Source organism: Pseudonocardia sp. TRM90224 (assembly GCF_021245725.1).
Classification (GTDB): Bacteria; Actinomycetota; Actinomycetes; order Mycobacteriales; family Pseudonocardiaceae; genus Pseudonocardia.
Genome location: NZ_JAJGSX010000002.1, coordinates 73,141 through 88,136 on the forward strand (window position 1 = coordinate 73,141; position 14,996 = coordinate 88,136).

General features: G+C 71.0%; 16 protein-coding genes. 7 read left to right on the forward strand and 9 right to left on the reverse strand.

Annotation, left to right across the window (positions count from 1 at the left end; all coding sequences use genetic code 11):
- Window positions 1–149: 149 nt before the first annotated feature.
- From lgt to LL648_RS04095, 5 genes are all read right to left on the reverse strand, one after another.
- On the reverse strand, window positions 150–1,049 hold the full coding sequence (gene lgt / locus LL648_RS04075; protein WP_232661037.1) for a prolipoprotein diacylglyceryl transferase: 900 nt from the start codon (window positions 1,047–1,049) through the stop codon (window positions 150–152).
- Window positions 1,050–1,398: 349 nt separating this feature from the next.
- Entirely contained in the window at window positions 1,399–1,965 is a 567-nt protein-coding gene (locus LL648_RS04080) for a CGNR zinc finger domain-containing protein (protein ID WP_232661038.1), read from the reverse strand.
- A complete protein-coding gene (locus LL648_RS04085) occupies window positions 1,962–2,540 on the reverse strand; it encodes a GNAT family N-acetyltransferase (protein ID WP_232661039.1) in 579 nt (192 codons plus the stop codon). Before LL648_RS04085 ends, LL648_RS04080 begins: the two co-directional genes overlap by 4 nt.
- Window positions 2,537–3,445 carry an alpha/beta fold hydrolase gene (locus LL648_RS04090; RefSeq protein ID WP_232661040.1) on the reverse strand — a complete coding sequence of 303 codons (909 nt, stop codon included), beginning with the start codon at window positions 3,443–3,445 and terminating at the stop codon, window positions 2,537–2,539. Before LL648_RS04090 ends, LL648_RS04085 begins: the two co-directional genes overlap by 4 nt.
- Window positions 3,446–3,510: 65 nt before the next feature.
- Window positions 3,511–4,452 (reverse strand): hypothetical protein, encoded by a 942-nt coding sequence (locus LL648_RS04095; RefSeq protein ID WP_232661041.1) that lies wholly within the window; start codon window positions 4,450–4,452, stop codon window positions 3,511–3,513.
- A 130-nt stretch (window positions 4,453–4,582) separates the two neighbouring features.
- Here LL648_RS04095 and tsaA point away from each other — a divergent pair, with 130 nt between their 5' ends.
- On the forward strand, window positions 4,583–4,996 hold the full coding sequence (gene tsaA, locus LL648_RS04100; RefSeq protein WP_374111979.1) for a tRNA (N6-threonylcarbamoyladenosine(37)-N6)-methyltransferase TrmO: 414 nt from the start codon (window positions 4,583–4,585) through the stop codon (window positions 4,994–4,996).
- On the opposite strand, the gene LL648_RS04105 is transcribed toward tsaA, so the two are convergent.
- Window positions 4,979–6,466, reverse strand: coding sequence for an FAD-dependent monooxygenase (locus tag LL648_RS04105; RefSeq protein WP_232661043.1), 1,488 nt, complete (start codon window positions 6,464–6,466; stop codon window positions 4,979–4,981). The genes tsaA and LL648_RS04105 overlap by 18 nt on opposite strands.
- Before the next feature lie 97 nt (window positions 6,467–6,563).
- On the opposite strand from LL648_RS04105, the gene LL648_RS04110 reads away from it, so the two are divergent.
- The gene (locus tag LL648_RS04110) at window positions 6,564–7,217 is read left to right on the forward strand and encodes a TetR/AcrR family transcriptional regulator (RefSeq protein ID WP_232661044.1); all 654 of its coding nucleotides are present in this window, start codon (window positions 6,564–6,566) and stop codon (window positions 7,215–7,217) included.
- Between the two features lie 9 nt (window positions 7,218–7,226).
- Here LL648_RS04110 and LL648_RS04115 read toward each other — a convergent pair whose 3' ends face one another.
- Entirely contained in the window at window positions 7,227–8,180 is a 954-nt protein-coding gene (locus tag LL648_RS04115) for a helix-turn-helix transcriptional regulator (protein ID WP_232661045.1), read from the reverse strand.
- 87 nt (window positions 8,181–8,267) lie between these two features.
- Here LL648_RS04115 and LL648_RS04120 point away from each other — a divergent pair, with 87 nt between their 5' ends.
- Together LL648_RS04120 and LL648_RS04125 are read left to right on the forward strand one after the other, a co-directional pair.
- Complete coding sequence (locus tag LL648_RS04120; protein WP_232661046.1) at window positions 8,268–8,846, forward strand: DinB family protein; 579 nt, start codon at window positions 8,268–8,270, stop codon at window positions 8,844–8,846.
- 22 nt (window positions 8,847–8,868) lie between these two features.
- On the forward strand, window positions 8,869–9,966 hold the full coding sequence (locus LL648_RS04125) for a winged helix DNA-binding domain-containing protein (protein ID WP_232661047.1): 1,098 nt from the start codon (window positions 8,869–8,871) through the stop codon (window positions 9,964–9,966).
- A 73-nt stretch (window positions 9,967–10,039) separates the two neighbouring features.
- Here the strand turns inward: LL648_RS04125 and LL648_RS04130 are convergent, their stop codons facing one another.
- Window positions 10,040–11,578, reverse strand: a complete 1,539-nt coding sequence (locus tag LL648_RS04130) for a serine/threonine-protein kinase (protein WP_232661048.1) — start codon at window positions 11,576–11,578, stop codon at window positions 10,040–10,042.
- A 20-nt stretch (window positions 11,579–11,598) separates the two neighbouring features.
- On the opposite strand from LL648_RS04130, the gene LL648_RS04135 reads away from it, so the two are divergent.
- Complete coding sequence (locus tag LL648_RS04135) at window positions 11,599–12,348, forward strand: hypothetical protein (RefSeq protein ID WP_232661049.1); 750 nt, start codon at window positions 11,599–11,601, stop codon at window positions 12,346–12,348.
- A gap of 67 nt (window positions 12,349–12,415) precedes the next feature.
- Here LL648_RS04135 and LL648_RS04140 read toward each other — a convergent pair whose 3' ends face one another.
- A complete protein-coding gene (locus tag LL648_RS04140) occupies window positions 12,416–13,198 on the reverse strand; it encodes a TetR/AcrR family transcriptional regulator (RefSeq protein ID WP_232661050.1) in 783 nt (260 codons plus the stop codon).
- Window positions 13,199–13,259: 61 nt separating this feature from the next.
- On the opposite strand from LL648_RS04140, the gene LL648_RS04145 reads away from it, so the two are divergent.
- Together LL648_RS04145 and LL648_RS04150 are read left to right on the forward strand one after the other, a co-directional pair.
- Window positions 13,260–14,072 (forward strand): ABC transporter ATP-binding protein, encoded by an 813-nt coding sequence (locus LL648_RS04145; protein WP_232661051.1) that lies wholly within the window; start codon window positions 13,260–13,262, stop codon window positions 14,070–14,072.
- Window positions 14,069–14,881 carry an ABC transporter permease gene (locus LL648_RS04150; protein WP_232661052.1) on the forward strand — a complete coding sequence of 271 codons (813 nt, stop codon included), beginning with the start codon at window positions 14,069–14,071 and terminating at the stop codon, window positions 14,879–14,881. Before LL648_RS04145 ends, LL648_RS04150 begins: the two co-directional genes overlap by 4 nt.
- The last annotated feature ends 115 nt before the right edge of the window (window positions 14,882–14,996 follow it).

Sequence of the window (14,996 nt, forward strand, 5' to 3'; positions counted from 1 at the left end):
GAGTCCGTGCGAGGTGCCGACCGGTCCCAATACCGCGCCCACCGGGCCCGTTGCTCGTCGCTGGCCATGTTCCACCCCCGCGCAAACCTACGATGATTACTCCCACACCGCGGTGCAGACGCTGCTCGGCTGGCCTCCTCGCTGAGCTTCTACTCACGCGGGCGGGCCCCCGTGGGGTGCGGGAGGTCAGCCGCGCTGTCAGTGGGCGAGGCGCTCACGACCTCGCGTGGGCCCTTCTTCCTCGCCCAGAGGTAGTAGGCGAGGGCGCCGGCGAAGACGAGGATCGAGACCCAGACGTTCACCCGCACGCCGAAGACCGGGGTGGCCGGGTCCGTGCGCATCAGCTCGATCCACGTTCGGCCCAGCGTGTAGGCCGCGACGTAGAGGGCGAAGGCGCGGCCGTGGCCCAGGCGCTGCTTGCGGTCGACGTAGACCACGAGCGCGGCGACGCCGAGGTTCCACAACAGCTCGTAGAGGAAGGTCGGATGCACGGGGCTCCCCGGCAGTGGAACACCGGTGGAGACGCCGTTGAGCTGGTCGGCCACGCCGTTGGCGTCGACCCGGTGGTAGATCTCCAGCGCCCACGGCAACGTCGTGTGCGCGCCGTACAGCTCCTGGTTGAAGTAGTTGCCGAGCCGGGCGATCGCGTGCCCGACCGCGATCGCCGGCGCCACCGCATCGGCGAAGACCGGCAACGGCAAGCCCTTGCGCTTGCACCCGATCCACGCGCCGACAGCGCCGAGCGCGACCGCGCCCCAAATGCCGAGGCCGCCCTCCCAGACGTACAACGCCCGGAGCGGGTCCCGGCCCGCACCGAAGTACAGGTGGTGATCGGTGATCACGTGGTAGAGGCGACCACCGACCACACCGAACGGAACGGCGAACACGGCGACGTCACCCACCGTCCCGGCCGCGCCACCCCGCTCCGACAGGCGCTTCTGACCCCACCAGACGGCAACGACGATCCCGAGCACGACGAACAAGGCGTAGGCACGGATCGGGACGGGACCGATCTCCCACACACCTTGCGGCGGGCTGGGGATGATCACGACATCACACCAGGATCAGCAGAGGCCGTCCTGGTAGCAGGGCGTGCAATGCCCTGCGCAGCAATCCTGGACGTACCGGAATCGCGTCAGCGGATTGCTGCCATCAGTCCTGCACTCGCAAAAGATCACGGTCTCCGCGCAGAACATCGCCGCAGCCTCCTGGCCCGGCACGAGCACCTCGACAAATCGGTCAGCAATCCCGACGACCCAACCGGTAATTCCGGATCCCCCGAACAAGGCAATCTCCTTCGTCGTTTCGCATGGACCGAACTCGGGGCGAGGGTACACGAAGCGTGACCATGCGCCAGTCGTGTGGTCAGCGCACTGATCCGTGGCCTACCTTCAGTGTTCACGCATGCGCGGAGCGGTAGCGGGCGGCCTTGGCCTGGTTGCCGCAGGTCTTCATGCTGCACCAGCGACGCCGCCGCCCGCGGGAGGCGTCGAGGAAGAACCAGCCGCAGCGGTCACAGGTCCGGATCGGCGGCCCACCCGGCGTGACCATGAGCTTCACCGCACGCAGGGCGACGGCCGCCAGCGCATGGCGGGAGCCGCGGACGGTGGGCACACCCTCGGCCGAGACCACCAACCCACCATCGCCGAGGCCACGGCGGAGCACCTCGAACACGGACGCCAGCGCGGCACCGGGCAGGTCGCGCCCTTCCACACACGCGTCGAAGAGCTCCCACAACAGCGCCCGGAGCTGCCGCGCCTCGACGAGGTCGACTCCTGCGCCGTCCGCCTGCTCCTGCTCACCGGCGACGACGCCCGCGACGACACCGGCGCGGCGGAGCCACTCGGCGAGCACCGCGGTGTCGGTGAGCAGGTCGCTGCCGAGCTCGGGCCTGCGCCGGAACACCGTGTTGGCGAAGTCCAGCGCGGCATCGCCGGCGACGAAGTGGTCGTCCTCCCACGTCATCGCAGCGGCAACCGCATCACCGGGCGATCGGGGCGGCGCCGGGCGACCTCCGTGAACCCGACCTCGAGGAAGGCGCTGGCGATCCCCGTCATGGCGTTGTCGGCACCCGCCTTGCGCCCCTGCGCCGGCTCGACGGGGTAGGCCTCCACCCAGTCGGCGCTCGACGTCCCGGCGAGGTGGTCGCAAACTGCGGAGATCAGCGCCGTCGATAGACCCGCCCCGCGGTGGCCCTTCTTGATGTACAAGCAGGAGAGCGAGACGACCTCCGCCTCGTCGACGGGCTTCATCACCGATGAGCGCTGCATCCGCGGGTAGTCGGACCGGTCGCCGAAACCGCACCATGCGACCGGTTCGTCGTCGAGGTACGCAACAACACCCGGGGCCCGATCGGCCAGCGCGAGCTCGCGCATCGCCGCCTTGTTGCCGCGGCCCTTGTTCTTCATGAACTCGAGCATGCTGAGACGCCAGTGCATGCACCAGCATCCGCTCGCGCCGCCGCTCCTGCCCATGACGCTCTCGAAGTCCGCCCACGTCTTCTCCGACAGCGGGCTCAGCGTGAGCTTCTTGGTGCTCATCGGACGGCACCTGCCCTGTCGCGCACGTCGCCGACGAACGTGATGAGCAGATCCGAGACCTCGGCCGCGTGCGTTTCCAGGAGGAAGTGGCCGCCGTCGAAGAGGTGCACGTCGAGGGTCCGCATCCGCCGGTGATAGGCCATGACCTCGTCGATCTCGAAGAACGGGTCGTGGCGACCCCACACGATCAGGCACGGCGGTTGGTGCCGATCGTGGTAATCGGCGATGTCGGGGAACCGGGCGACGTGATTGCGGTAGTCGTAGAAGAGCTGGAACTGGATCTCCTCCAGCCCCGGCCGGGCGAGGCGCACCCAATCGAGGTGCCAGGCGTCCCGCGGATGCAGATCGCGCAGCGGCGGCGCCAACCCGCCGAGGTACTGCTCGCGGGTCTCGGCGAAGTTGAACCAATCGGGCAGGGCCGCCTTGTGCTCCTCGGTCGGCTCGGCCCAGTACCGGCGCGACACGTCCCAGCCCTCGCCCAGCCCGTCGTCGTGGGCGTTTCCGTTCTGCACGACGAGCCCGAGCACCCGGTCCGGATCCCGCATCGCCAGCTGATATGCGACCGGAGTGCCGAAATCGGTGAAATAGAGGACGTAGCGCTCGATCCCGAGTTCCTTCGCGAGTGCTTCGACGGCGCGCGACTGCTCCTCGAAGGTGTAGTCGTACTCGTCCAAAGGCGGCGCGGCGGAGAGCCCGGAACCCGGCAGATCGGGTGCAACGACGTAGGCGTGCTCCCCGACCCTCGGCAGGACCTCGCGGAACGAGTGCGACGAGGCCGGGAAGCCGTGCAGGAGCAGAACGGCCGTCGAGTCGGGGACACCCGCCTCCCTGTAGTGCATCTCCAACCCGTTGACCTCGCGATACAGGTGGCGGGGTTTCGCCGATCGCTTCATCTCGATCCTCACCGGTCCTCCCGGTCGCGGACGTTCCGCGCTCGTCGAGTAACCGAATACCCGGATCAGAACGGTTACTAACACGCACTCCATGTCGGGTGCACGATCGAGCCCTCGGGCAACGGCCAAACGCTGTTGGTGACGCTCATCCGACCGTCGAACGGGTACCAGTCGTCGTCGTCGATCGGGCGCGGCATCCGCACGAAGCATCTGTTCAGCAACAGTTCCCGCCGCCGGGCGACCGACCGCTCGGCGTCGGGGTTCGGATGGCCGTCCGGTGACACCGGCGGATCTGCGCCGATGTCGGTCCTGCCGTCCCAGTTGAAGTGGAATCCATCGGCGTCGGCGTAGAAGCGCGCGAATCTGGTGCTCCATTGGGAGTTGGCGCCCCAGCCGTGTGACGGGTCGCTCGTCCGGCGGGGATACCGGCGGAAGGTGAAGTACAAGGGCGAGGTCGTCGTCGCGGCGGCATCGATCAGATGCCGCGGCGCGCGGATCCGCACGCCGGCGCGCGAGAACAGCAGGTCGCCGAACCACAGGCCGGGCCAGAGCACCTCCTCGACGGTCACGGCCGTGGCGCTGTCGTCCGTCACGACAGCGAACACCTCGTGGTGGAACGGGGAGAACGATTCGCCGTGCTCGAACGGGGTGAGGCCGATTCCCCTCAGGAACCCGGTGTGCGTTGCGAGCGCCTCAGGATCGACCCGCCTGCCACCGGTCACCCCGAACCCGGGCTGGACGAGACCGTCCGGGCAGGACGACTCCAGCAGGTAGTCGCTGATCCGGCTCAGCGCGTACATCTCGATCGAACGCCGGAGCTGGTCGTCGGCGAGCGTGTAATGGCCCTTTGCGGGCATGCGCTCACGGACGCGGAGCGGTTCCAGCTCGGTGAGGTGCGCGGCGGCCGGCGCCAGCTCCCCATCGAGGAACCTGCGCCGACGCAGGCCGTCGGGCTGTCGCACGAGCCCGTGGTAGACATCTCGGAAGTAGCCGCCGAAGTCGCCGGCACCTGGCTGCATGGTCGTGGTCCGATCTCACTCTGACCGCACCCTCGCGGTGCGGCCGTCGTGGACCAAGACCCCGCGAACCCGTCCGCGGTTGGGTGTCGTCAGCGGATCGCCCGGTCACCGGCGGCCACCCCGGGGGACGATGGGCGCCGTGCAGACCTACGACGTGCGGCCGATCGGCTGGGTCCGGTCGCCTTTGACCGACCGCAGTGCCGCCCCGAAGCAAGGTGACGAAGGTGCGCCGCCTGCACGGATCGTCATCCGCCCCGAGCTCGCCGAAGCCATGGCCGACCTCGCCGCGGGCACCCGCGTCATCGTGCTGACCTGGCTCCACGAGGGAGATCGTGACGTGCTGGCCGTCCACCCCCGGGACGACCCGAGCCGGCCCAGCACCGGCGTCTTCTCCACCCGGTCCGCGGATCGGCCCAACCCGGTCGGGCTGCACGTCGTCACGGTCGCGGGCATCGACGGCACCACCCTCGACGTGCACGACCTCGAAGCCGTCGACGGCACACCGGTGATCGACATCAAGCCGGTGCTAGGCCGGGAGCGCTGAGCCGAACCACGCCTCCAACGCCTCGGGGAGACCCCCGGCGTCGGCGTCCGTGCTCGCCCATGCGACGTAGCCGTCGGGCCGGACGAGCAGGGCCGCCCATTCGCCGTCGACCCCACCGGTCACGTGCACCCGGTCGCCGTACCCGGCCGCGGCACCCTGCACCGCCGCCGAGCCGGTCAAGTCCACGAGCAGCCCCCGCCCGTCGCGCTGCAGCCCCGACTCCCCGGTCTTGAGCTCCGGGACGAACCTGCCGACCAGCTCGCACTGATCGTCGGGCGCGTAGTCGACGTCGAGCCCGTTGGCCATCGCGACGAACCGCGCGTTCACCGCCGGGACCGTCATCAGTTCCGCGATCACCTCACGGAGGGCGTCGACCTGCGGACCGGGCCGCATGAGCGCCACTTGCGCGCGGGTGTTGCGCAGCACGCGCTCGCCCACCGGATGGCGCTCCGCGTGGTATGTGTCCAGCAGCGACTCCGGCGCGAGCCCGCGCGCCACCAGGCCGAGCTTCCACCCCAGGTTCGCCGCGTCCTGCAGCCCGAGGTTCAGGCCCTGCCCACCGATCGGCGAGTGCACGTGCGCCGCGTCACCGGCCAGCAGCACCCGACCGCGCCGGTAGGACGTGGCCTGCCGGGTGTTGTCGCTGTAGCGGATCCCGGCGACCAGGCGCGTGACCTCGACGTCGATGCCGGAGACCCGCCGGATGCTGGCCTGCATCTCGGCCGCGCTCACCGGCACGTCACGGTCGCCGGGGCCGCCGTCGAACTCGATGGTCGCGATCTCCCCGCGCTCCGGCGAGAAGGTGAGTGTGCCGTTGCGGCTGCGCATCGACGAGGTCACAGCATCGGGGTCGGCCAGCTCGGCCACCGCTGTGCGGCCGGTCATCGTCGCGGGTGTGCCCGGGAACTCGATCCCGACGCACTTTCGCACCGCGCTGCGCCCGCCGTCGCAGCCCACGAGCCACGGTGCACGTTCCACGCGGCCGTCCGCCGCGCTGACGAGCACCGATCCGGCTTCCTCGACGACGTCGACCACCTCCCAGCCGTGCAGGATCCGCACACCGAGCGCGACGGCGTGCGCGGCGAGCGCCCGCTCCAGCTCGTGCTGCTTGAGGATCATGTTCCGCGGTGTCGAACCCGGTTCCGCGATCAGCGGCAGCCCGCTGAAGTGGCCCTTCGCCCGACCCTCCCGCAGCAGCCGCATCAGCCCGTCGACGACCTCCGCATTCGGTGCGTCGCGGCTCAGCTCACCGAGCACCTCCTGCATCCCCGCTTCGAGTGCACCTGACAGGCCACGCAGCTCCAACGTCTGCGTGCTGCGGCCGTTGATGCCACGCAGGCCGAGGCTGCGGGTCCGCCGCTCCGGGTCGGTCGCGGCCTCCAGCACCAGCGGGTCCGCGCCGGCCAACCGCAGTTCGCTCGCCAGCAGCAGGCCGGTCGGGCCCCCGCCGGCCACGATCACGTCGCTCATCGCCACCTCGCATACTTACGCCGTAAATTTACGCCGTACATAGCAACATGTACGGTGTAAATTCGTCAAGCATCGAACTCGTGGAAGGTGGGCACCCATGGCCAGGCGTGAGCCGCTGACCAGAGAGAAGATCCTCGACGCCGCCCTGGAGATCGCCGGCGCGGAAGGTCTCGACGGCCTCTCCATGCGTCGGCTGGCCAAGGCGCTCGGCGTGGAGGCGATGGCGCTCTACAACCACGTCGCGAACAAGGCGGAGATCCTCGACGGGCTCGCCGACCGCGTCTTCGCCCAGGTCCCGCGCGCCGACCCGGGGCAGGAGTGGCACGAGCGGGTGCGGACGATGGCGCACGCGATGTACCGGCTGCTCAGCAAGCACCCGGTGGTGCCGCGGGCGGTCGTCACCGACCAGGCGAACCCGCGGACGCTCGCCGCATTGCGACCGATCGACGACATGGTCGGCGCGCTCTTCGAGGCCGGGTTCGACGACAACGGCGTCCGCCGCGCGCTCGGCACGGTGAACAGCGTGATCTACGGCTCGCTGGTGCTCTCGACGGTCGGGTTCGACCGGCCGCTCGGCGGTTCGGCCGACCCCGAGCAGCTCGACGTGATCATCCGAACGGTGAACCCGGAGACGCTCCCGCACTTCAGCCGGCTGCTCAAGGTATTGCCGGGCAGCGATCCGGAGCAGGACTTCAGCTGGGCGCTGGACCGGGTGATCGGGGGTCTCATCGCCGAGAGCGAGCGGTTGTAAAGGCAGCCTTCACCGGAGTTCCGCAGCGGCATAGCGGCGGGCCAGCACCACGATCGCCGCCTTCAGCTCCTCCGGACCCACAACCTCGAAGTCGACGTCGAACCGGCCGACGGCGGCGGCCAGCCCCACCCACGACCATGACCCGAGCAGGAGCCGGCACCGGTCGGCGTCGATCTCCTCGACGATCCCGTCGCCGACGTACGGCAGGACCTCTGCGGCCGCAACCGCGAGCACGACCTCACCGCGGCACGGCCAGTAGCCGTAGCCGGTCGTGCCGCGGAAGCGGTCGGCAACGTACGCCGCGACGTCGCCGCCGGGCACTTCGCGCGGGACGAACCGCGGGCCATTCGGGGTGCGCGGGCTGATCCGGTCGGCGCGGAACGTCCGCCAGTCGGCGCGGTCGAGGTCCCACGCGACGAGGTACCAGCGCCCACCCCAGGTCACCAGGTGGTGCGGCTCCGCCCGGCGCGGTGGCGTCAGTTCGTCGCCGTAGCCGAACCGCAGCACCTCGCGGGCCCGTACTGCGGCCCCGAGAGTCACGAGCACCGCGGGATCAACCTGCGGCGCCGGGCCGCCGCGGTCGACGGCGGTGACCTGGAGCGCGTCGATGCGGTGGCGCAGCCGGGCCGGCATCACCTGGCGGACGGTGGTCAACGCGCGCATCGCGGCGTCGCCGATGCCGGCCCCGGATCCGACGGCGATCTGCAGCGCCACCGCCAACGCGACGGCCTGCTCGTCATCGAACAACAGCGGGGGCAGCTCCGTGCCGGCAGCGAGCCGGTAGCCGCCGTCGGGGCCCTTGACCGCCTGGATCGGGTAGCCGAGCTCACGCAGGCGGTCGACGTCGCGGCGCACGGTGCGCAGGCTGATGTCGAGCCGCTCGGCCAGCACCGCGCCCGGCCACTCCCTGCGGGCCTGCAGGAGCGAGAGCAGTGACAGCAGCCGCGCCGATGTGTTGAGCACGCCGTCGATGATGCCGCCAGAAGAGGACCGTAACTGACCTCTTCTGGCGAAATCCTGGTCGAACACAACCGAGAGGACGGATCCACCGTGACCACCGCAACCACCACCAGCCAGGCCCTCGACCCCGAGCGGGCCGACCTGCTCGCCGAGCTGGCGATCACGAGGGCGGCGCTGGTCGCCACCACCCACGGGCTGAGCGACGAGCAGCTCGGCGCACACCCGACCGTCAGCGCGCTGTGCCTCGGCGGGCTGATCAAGCACGTGGCGGCGATGGAGCAGGCCTGGATGCGATTCGTCGTAGAGGGGCCATCGGCGATGTCCTTCGCCCTGCCGGACGGCGTGACCTGGGCCGACTTCGCGGCCGGCACGGTGAGCGAGTACCCGCAGTGGGCCATTGACCACCAGAACGACTTCAGCATGCTGCCCGGCGACACGCTGGCGGGGATCATCGAGCGCTACGAGCAGGTGGCGGCGAGGAGCGAGCAGGTGATCGCCACCGTCCCGGACATGTCGGCCACCCACCTGCTGCCGGACGCCCCGTGGAACGAGCCCGGCTCGGTGCGCAGCGTCCGCCAGGTGCTCGTGCACGTCATCGCGGAGACGGCGCAGCACGCCGGGCACGCCGACATCCTGCGCGAGACGATCGACGGCACGACCGCGACCTGAGCAGACAGAGCAACCAGAGCCGATGCCGACCGTCCTCTCCGCCCGTGCGCTCAACCGCGCGGCACTCGCCCGCCAGTTCCTGCTCGAACGGGCCGACGTCAAGGTGCTCGACGCCGTCGCGCACCTCGGCGGCCTGCAGGCGCAGGAGCCGCAGGAACCGTTCTTCGGGCTCTGGTCGCGGTTGCAGGCGTTCGACCCCGCGGTGCTCTCGGAGCTGCTGGTCGAACGGCAGGTGGTGCGCACCCACCTGATGCGCCGCACGGTGCACCTCGTCACCGCCGACGACGCCATCGCCTGGCGATCCCGGCACGACGCGATGCTGAAGCAGCGCGCACTCGGGGTGTACCGGCGCGACCTCGACGGGGTCGACATCGACGAGCTGCGGGCGGCCGGCGCCGAGATCATGTCGGACGGCACCCCGCGCTCGATCGGCGAGCTCGGGCGCACGCTCGCCGAGCGCTGGCCGACCGTGGCCCCGCGGGTGCTGGGCGAGATCGTCGTCGCGACGCTGATCCCGATGGTGCAGCTCCCGCCGCGTGGCGTGTGGGGCTCGACGGCCGGGGTGCGGAACCTGCCGACTACGGCGTGGCTCGGCCGGGACGTCGAGCCGCTCGCCGAGGGCGGGACCGATCCGGTCGGGGAGCAGCTGGTGCGCCGCTACCTCGCGGCGTTCGGCCCGGCCGCCACCGCCGACCTGCGCGCGTGGTGCGGCCTCGCCGGGCTGCCCAAGGCGGTGGCCGCGGTCCGGGACGAGTTGATCACCTTCCGGGACGAGCGCGGTCGGGAGCTGCTCGACCTGCCCGACGTCCCTCGTCCCGACCCGGAGACGGCAGCGCCGGTGCGGTTCCTGCCGGCGTTCGACAACGCGATACTCGGCTACGACGACCGCAGCCGGATCGTCGACGACGCACACCGCGGCCTCTCGGTGGCCGGCGAGCGCGCGGTGCTCGTCGACGGCCGGGTCGCCGCGACCTGGAGCGTCGAGGACGGCACCGTCGCCGTCACGCCCCTGCGGCGCTTCTCGCGGGCCGACCGGACGGCCGTCGCCGAAGAGGGCCGCGATCTCGCGGCGTTCCTCTCCGGCGGCGCGCACCACCGCGTCCGCGTCGCGGCGTCCTGACCCCAAGTTCCCCACCGTTTTGTGCACTTGCGCGGCTGTGGAGCGCGCAAGTGCGCAAAACGGTGGGGAGATTTCAGATGTTGCCCCAGATCCGGTAGGTGAAGCCGATCTTCCGTTGTTCCTCGCTCGGGCCCGTCCAGGCCTTGGTGATCGTCAGGATGGCGATGTTGCCCTCGCTGGTGCGCACGCAAACCGACCGGCCGACGGGGACTCCGGGGACGTTCTTCGTCCACGCGGTATCCGGGAGACGGTCGCAGTCGGCCTTTCCGGGCTCGCCGGGGCCGGCCGGGAGGCGGGAAAGGCGGCCGCCCTCGGTCGTCGCGAGGGAGTCGAACCCGTACTCCGCGCTCCGCCCGCTGATGTCGAGACCCGGATAGTCCTCCGGCGTGTGCCGCTCGCCGAACTCGAAGTCGTAGCCCTCCGGCGGTTCCAGGCCGTCGACGCTCCCGGTGTGCACCTGCTCGTCCGCTGACGGGGTGGTGGTGACCGGGGGTACGGGCGGCGGCTCCGCCATCTCGGTGGTCGTCTGTCCGGGGACGACCGTGGTGGGGCTCGCTGGGCTGTTCACCTGGAACAGGACCACGCCTACGACGACCAGCGCCGCCACTGCGGCCAGTGCGATCCACGGCCCCCGCGAGCGCCGGGCGGGCACCGGGGGCGGCGGCGGGATCATCGCCGCGACCGGCGCCACCGTCTCCTCCCCGAGCTGCGCCGGCGCCATCCCGCTGTCCGTGACCTGCGACAACGAGTCGGCAGCATCGTCGAGCCAGCTCTGCAGCCGGCCCGGGCGGGCTTCTTCGGGCGCCGTGATGGCCGCCATCACCTGCCGCACGAGCTGCGGGCGCCGGCGGGTCGCGGGCGCGGCCCGCAGCAACGCCTGGAGGGCTCGCTCGTCGAGCCACCCGTCGGGGCCCGTCGGCGGCGGTTGCCCGACGAGCACGTGCGCCGCGGTGACCGCGAAGGCGAACCGGTCGCCGGCCGGTGACGCTTGCGCACCGAGCACCCGCAGCTCCGGCGCGGCGTACGGTGCGCTCCGGCCGGACACGCCCGTCGCGTCGACGAGCCGGGTGAGACCTAGATCCACCAGCACGGTGCCCGCTCCGCCGTCGCGCACGACGATGTTGCTCGGCTTCACGTCGCCGTGCGCGACGGGGACGGTGGTCTCGGCGCCGGAATGCATCTCGTCCAACGCGGCGGCGACGGTCCGCAGCATCCGCAGCCGTTGGCTCGCCGTGGCGTCGGGGTTCTCGTCGCACCATTCCCGCAGCGTCGGGCCGTCGATGAAGTCCATGACGACGTACTCGGCCGACGACCTCGGCTCGGCCTTGCCCTCGCGGTGCTTCGCGGGGCCGACGAACACGTCGGTGACCCGGACGAGCCCCGGGTGCGACAGGCTGCGCAGCAGGTGCCCGAGCCGCTGGAGGCGCTGCTCCCGATCGGGGTCGTCCCACGCGGGGTGGGCGATCTTGACCGCGACGGTGCGGCGGCCGCTCGCCGAGAGCGGCAGCACGGCCCGCCACACCTCACCCTCCCCACCTGCGCCGAGCAGCGCGACCAGCCGGAACGTGTCGGGGGCATCGGGCGGCCCGACCCAGAACTCGCCGGCGGACATGGTTCCTCCAAGATCTGGGCGTGGCGTCAGCATTGGACTGTCAGGGGGACGGTCAGCGGTGGGTGCTGGTGGCCGCCCATGATGGCGTGCGGTCCTGCATCCCGATCGGGCTGCCCGTCCAGGTGGGACAGACCGTGCTCGTGGGCCGCGAGGGCGACATCCCGCTGGGTGTCGAGATCGAGGACCGCGGGGTGTCGCGGGTCGCGGCAGCGGTCACCGCCACCGAACAGGGCTGGCAGGTGGAGATCCGCAACCGCAACGGCGCGATGCTGCACCCCTGGGGCCAGCCACCGACGCTGGCCGGCCGGCACAACTCGCTCGTCTGGCCGCGGATCGCGTTCCGGGTGCTCACCGGCGCCGACGGCACCGACCCGCGGCGCCACTGGGTGCTGCTCGAATCCGACATGATCGCCCCCACCACCGCGGGCGCGCGCATCGCAGCGGGCTCCGGGACGAGCACCTACCAGCCCGCGCGGCCGACCCCGATGTCCGACGGGCAGCTGGCGGCGCTGCGGGCGGTGTTCGCCGATCACCTCCGGTGGCCGCCGGCGTCGCCCGCCGAGGCGCGGACGCTGGCTGCGGCGGGCCGGCGGCTCGGCATCACCGAATCGGGTGTGCAGGACCGGCTCGACCGGGCCATCAAGCGGGCGCTGCGGCTCGGCCTGCCCCGCGCGTTCGGCTCGACCAACCCCGAGTACCTCTATGTGCTGGTCAGAGCGGGGTACGTCCCGCTCCCCGAGCACGGGCTGCACCGACTGCTGCTGGAGTGACTGCACGCGACCGTTCTTCCAGCGCACGCGATCCGTCACAACCCTGCTGAACAGCAGGGCCGGCGGGTCAATGGAGGATCGCGGCGGCCCGCGTCTCGACGAGCACCTGAACGCCCTGCATCAGCCGCTCCAGCCCGAAGGCGTAGGCGTGCTCGGGATTGTGCGCCGCCTGGTGGGCCTGCCCAGCCGTCTGCCCGACCCGCACGGCGACGGGGAACCGGGAGGGATCGACGACCTCGTCGATCACCGGACGGACGCTCTCCCACCACTGCTCGTCGGTGATGCCGGTGCGACGGACCGCACGATCGGCCTCGATCCGCCGCCTGGCCACACCTTCGACGTGGGTGAGCACCAGCGTGAGGACCGCATCCATCTCGACGTCGGTGAGGCCGATCCCGTCGATCACGCGGAGCTCGCGTTCGTACTTGGCGAGCGCGTGCGGACCAAGGCCCGGGCGGCCGGTGAAGATCTGCAGCACCCACGGGTGGCGCATGTGCAGGTCCCAGTTCACCTGGGCGATGCGGCGAAGGCCGGCCGTCCATTCCGGGCCGAGCTCGCCGAGCTGCTCGACGGCCTCGCCGTAGACCGCGTCGAGCATCGCCTCCACCAGCTCTTCACGGGACGAGATGTACGTGTAGAGCGACATCGTCCCGACTCCGAGCGACTCGGCGACCCTGCGCATCGACAGCGTCGCGAGGTCCTGGTCGGCGTCCGCGATCCCGATCGCGGCGCCGACCACCTGCGCGGTGGTCAGCGTGTGCTTCGGGCCCCGCTGCGGGAGCTGCCGGGTGCCCCACAGGGTCGCGACCGTCCGCGCCGGGTCGCTGCTGCCGCTGATCTCCGTCGCCATGGCCCCATCATAGGAGAATTACTCGGTACGCCATACGAAGTTCGGTGCTACGCTTCTCCGTATGGCATACGAAGACGTCGGCTCGACGGCGATACGTGCCGTCGACGTGCACAAACGGTTCAAGAACAAGACGGCGCTCGACGGGTTCAGCCTCACCGTCGCCGCCGGCACGGTCTGCAGCGTGCTCGGTCCGAACGGCGCCGGCAAGACGACGGCCGTCCGGATCCTGAGCACCCTGCTCCGCGCGGACGCGGGCCAGGCATCGGTCGCCGGGTACGACGTGCGGACCGATCCGCGCCGCGCGCGCTACCGCATCGGGCTCGTCGGGCAGAACACCTCGGTCGACGAGATCCTGACCGGCCGCCAGAACCTGACGCTCTTCGGGAAGCTGTACCACCTGCCGACGCCGGCAGCCCGCCGGCGGGCCGGTGAGCTGCTCGAACGGTTCGACCTCACCGAGGCGGCCGACCAACCGGTCGCGGAGTACTCGGGCGGGATGCGGCGCAGGCTCGACCTCGCCACCAGCCTGATCCTGGCCCCGCCGGTGCTGTTCCTCGATGAGCCGACAACCGGGCTCGACCACCGGGCCCGCATCGACGTCTGGACCTCGATCCGGTCGCTCGTCGGCACCGGCACAACCGTGTTGCTGACGACCCAGTACCTGGAGGAGGCCGACCAACTGGCCGACCGGATCGCCGTCATCGACGCCGGCCGGGTCGTCGCCGAGGGCACCCCCGACGAGCTCAAGGCGAAGGTCGGGCCCGACCGCGTCGAGACCGTCACCCGCAAGCCGACGCTCGACGAGGTCTTCCTGCACCTGACCGGACACGCCGCCGCCCAGAAGACGGAGCAGAGGACGGAGCCGACGCCATGACCGCCACCGACCTCGGACCAGGCACGCCGGCGGCGAGCAGCCTCCGCGACGCCGTCACCCTGACCGGCCGGATCCTCCTGCACTGGAAGCAGCGTCCGGTCTCCATCGTGATCGGGCTGATGTTCCCGGTGCTGATGGTCCTGATGTTCGGCTACCTCTTCGGCGGGGCGATGGCCGTCCCCGACGGCGACTACATGGACTTCCTCATCCCCGGCATGCTCGCGATGACCATGCTGTTCGGGCTGGAGTCGATGGTCGTCGCCGTCACGACGGACACCGCGAAGGGTGTGACCGAGCGGATCCGCGCGATGCCGGTCACGACCACGGCGATCCTCGCCGGGCGCAGTCTCGCCGACCTGCTCAACTCGCTGGTCGGGATCGCGGTCATGGTCGGCACCGGGCTGCTCGTCGGCTGGACGGCGAACCGCGGCTTCCTGATCGCGCTGGGCGCGGTCGGGCTGCTGATGTGGCTGCGGTTCGCCTTCACGTGGGTCGGGATCTACCTCGGGCTGCTGCTGAAGACACCGGAGTCGGCCGTCGCCGTGCAGGTGCTCGTCTGGCCGGTCGGATTCCTGTCCAGCGCGTTCGTCTCACCGGACACGATGCCGAGCTGGCTCGGCGCGATCGGGACGTGGAACCCGCTCTCCGCAACGGCGACCGCCATCCGGGAGCTGTTCGGCAACCCCGTCTGGAACGCGCAGGGCTGGGCGACCGAGCACGCCGTCACCCTCGCGCTGATCTGGCCGGCCGTCCTCACCGCCGTCTTCCTGCCGCTCGCGGCGAGGCAGTACCGGGCGCTGGGCGACTGAGGCCCGCGCGGCTGGGAGGGCAGGAAAGCCACTTTCCGGCCCTCACAGAGGCTGTTGCGTTTTGGTCGGGTGGGGTTGGGATGATCTTGGTGTGGCGAAGGGGTTCCGGCGGGTT

Excerpts from the sequence above, each read along its gene's own strand:
- LL648_RS04140 (WP_232661050.1), bottom strand. The coding sequence starts at position 13,198 with ATGGCGACGGAGATCAGCGGCAGCAGCGACCCGGCGCGGACGGTCGCG.
- tsaA (WP_374111979.1), top strand. The coding sequence starts at position 4,583 with ATGGGCGCCGTGCAGACCTACGACGTGCGGCCGATCGGCTGGGTCCGG.
- LL648_RS04150 (WP_232661052.1), top strand. The coding sequence starts at position 14,069 with ATGACCGCCACCGACCTCGGACCAGGCACGCCGGCGGCGAGCAGCCTC.
- LL648_RS04145 (WP_232661051.1), top strand. The coding sequence starts at position 13,260 with ATGGCATACGAAGACGTCGGCTCGACGGCGATACGTGCCGTCGACGTG.
- LL648_RS04080 (WP_232661038.1), bottom strand. The coding sequence starts at position 1,965 with ATGACGTGGGAGGACGACCACTTCGTCGCCGGCGATGCCGCGCTGGAC.
- LL648_RS04130 (WP_232661048.1), bottom strand. The coding sequence starts at position 11,578 with ATGTCCGCCGGCGAGTTCTGGGTCGGGCCGCCCGATGCCCCCGACACG.
- LL648_RS04110 (WP_232661044.1), top strand. The coding sequence starts at position 6,564 with ATGGCCAGGCGTGAGCCGCTGACCAGAGAGAAGATCCTCGACGCCGCC.
- LL648_RS04125 (WP_232661047.1), top strand. The coding sequence starts at position 8,869 with ATGCCGACCGTCCTCTCCGCCCGTGCGCTCAACCGCGCGGCACTCGCC.
- LL648_RS04095 (WP_232661041.1), bottom strand. The coding sequence starts at position 4,452 with ATGCAGCCAGGTGCCGGCGACTTCGGCGGCTACTTCCGAGATGTCTAC.
- LL648_RS04105 (WP_232661043.1), bottom strand. The coding sequence starts at position 6,466 with ATGAGCGACGTGATCGTGGCCGGCGGGGGCCCGACCGGCCTGCTGCTG.
- LL648_RS04085 (WP_232661039.1), bottom strand. The coding sequence starts at position 2,540 with ATGAGCACCAAGAAGCTCACGCTGAGCCCGCTGTCGGAGAAGACGTGG.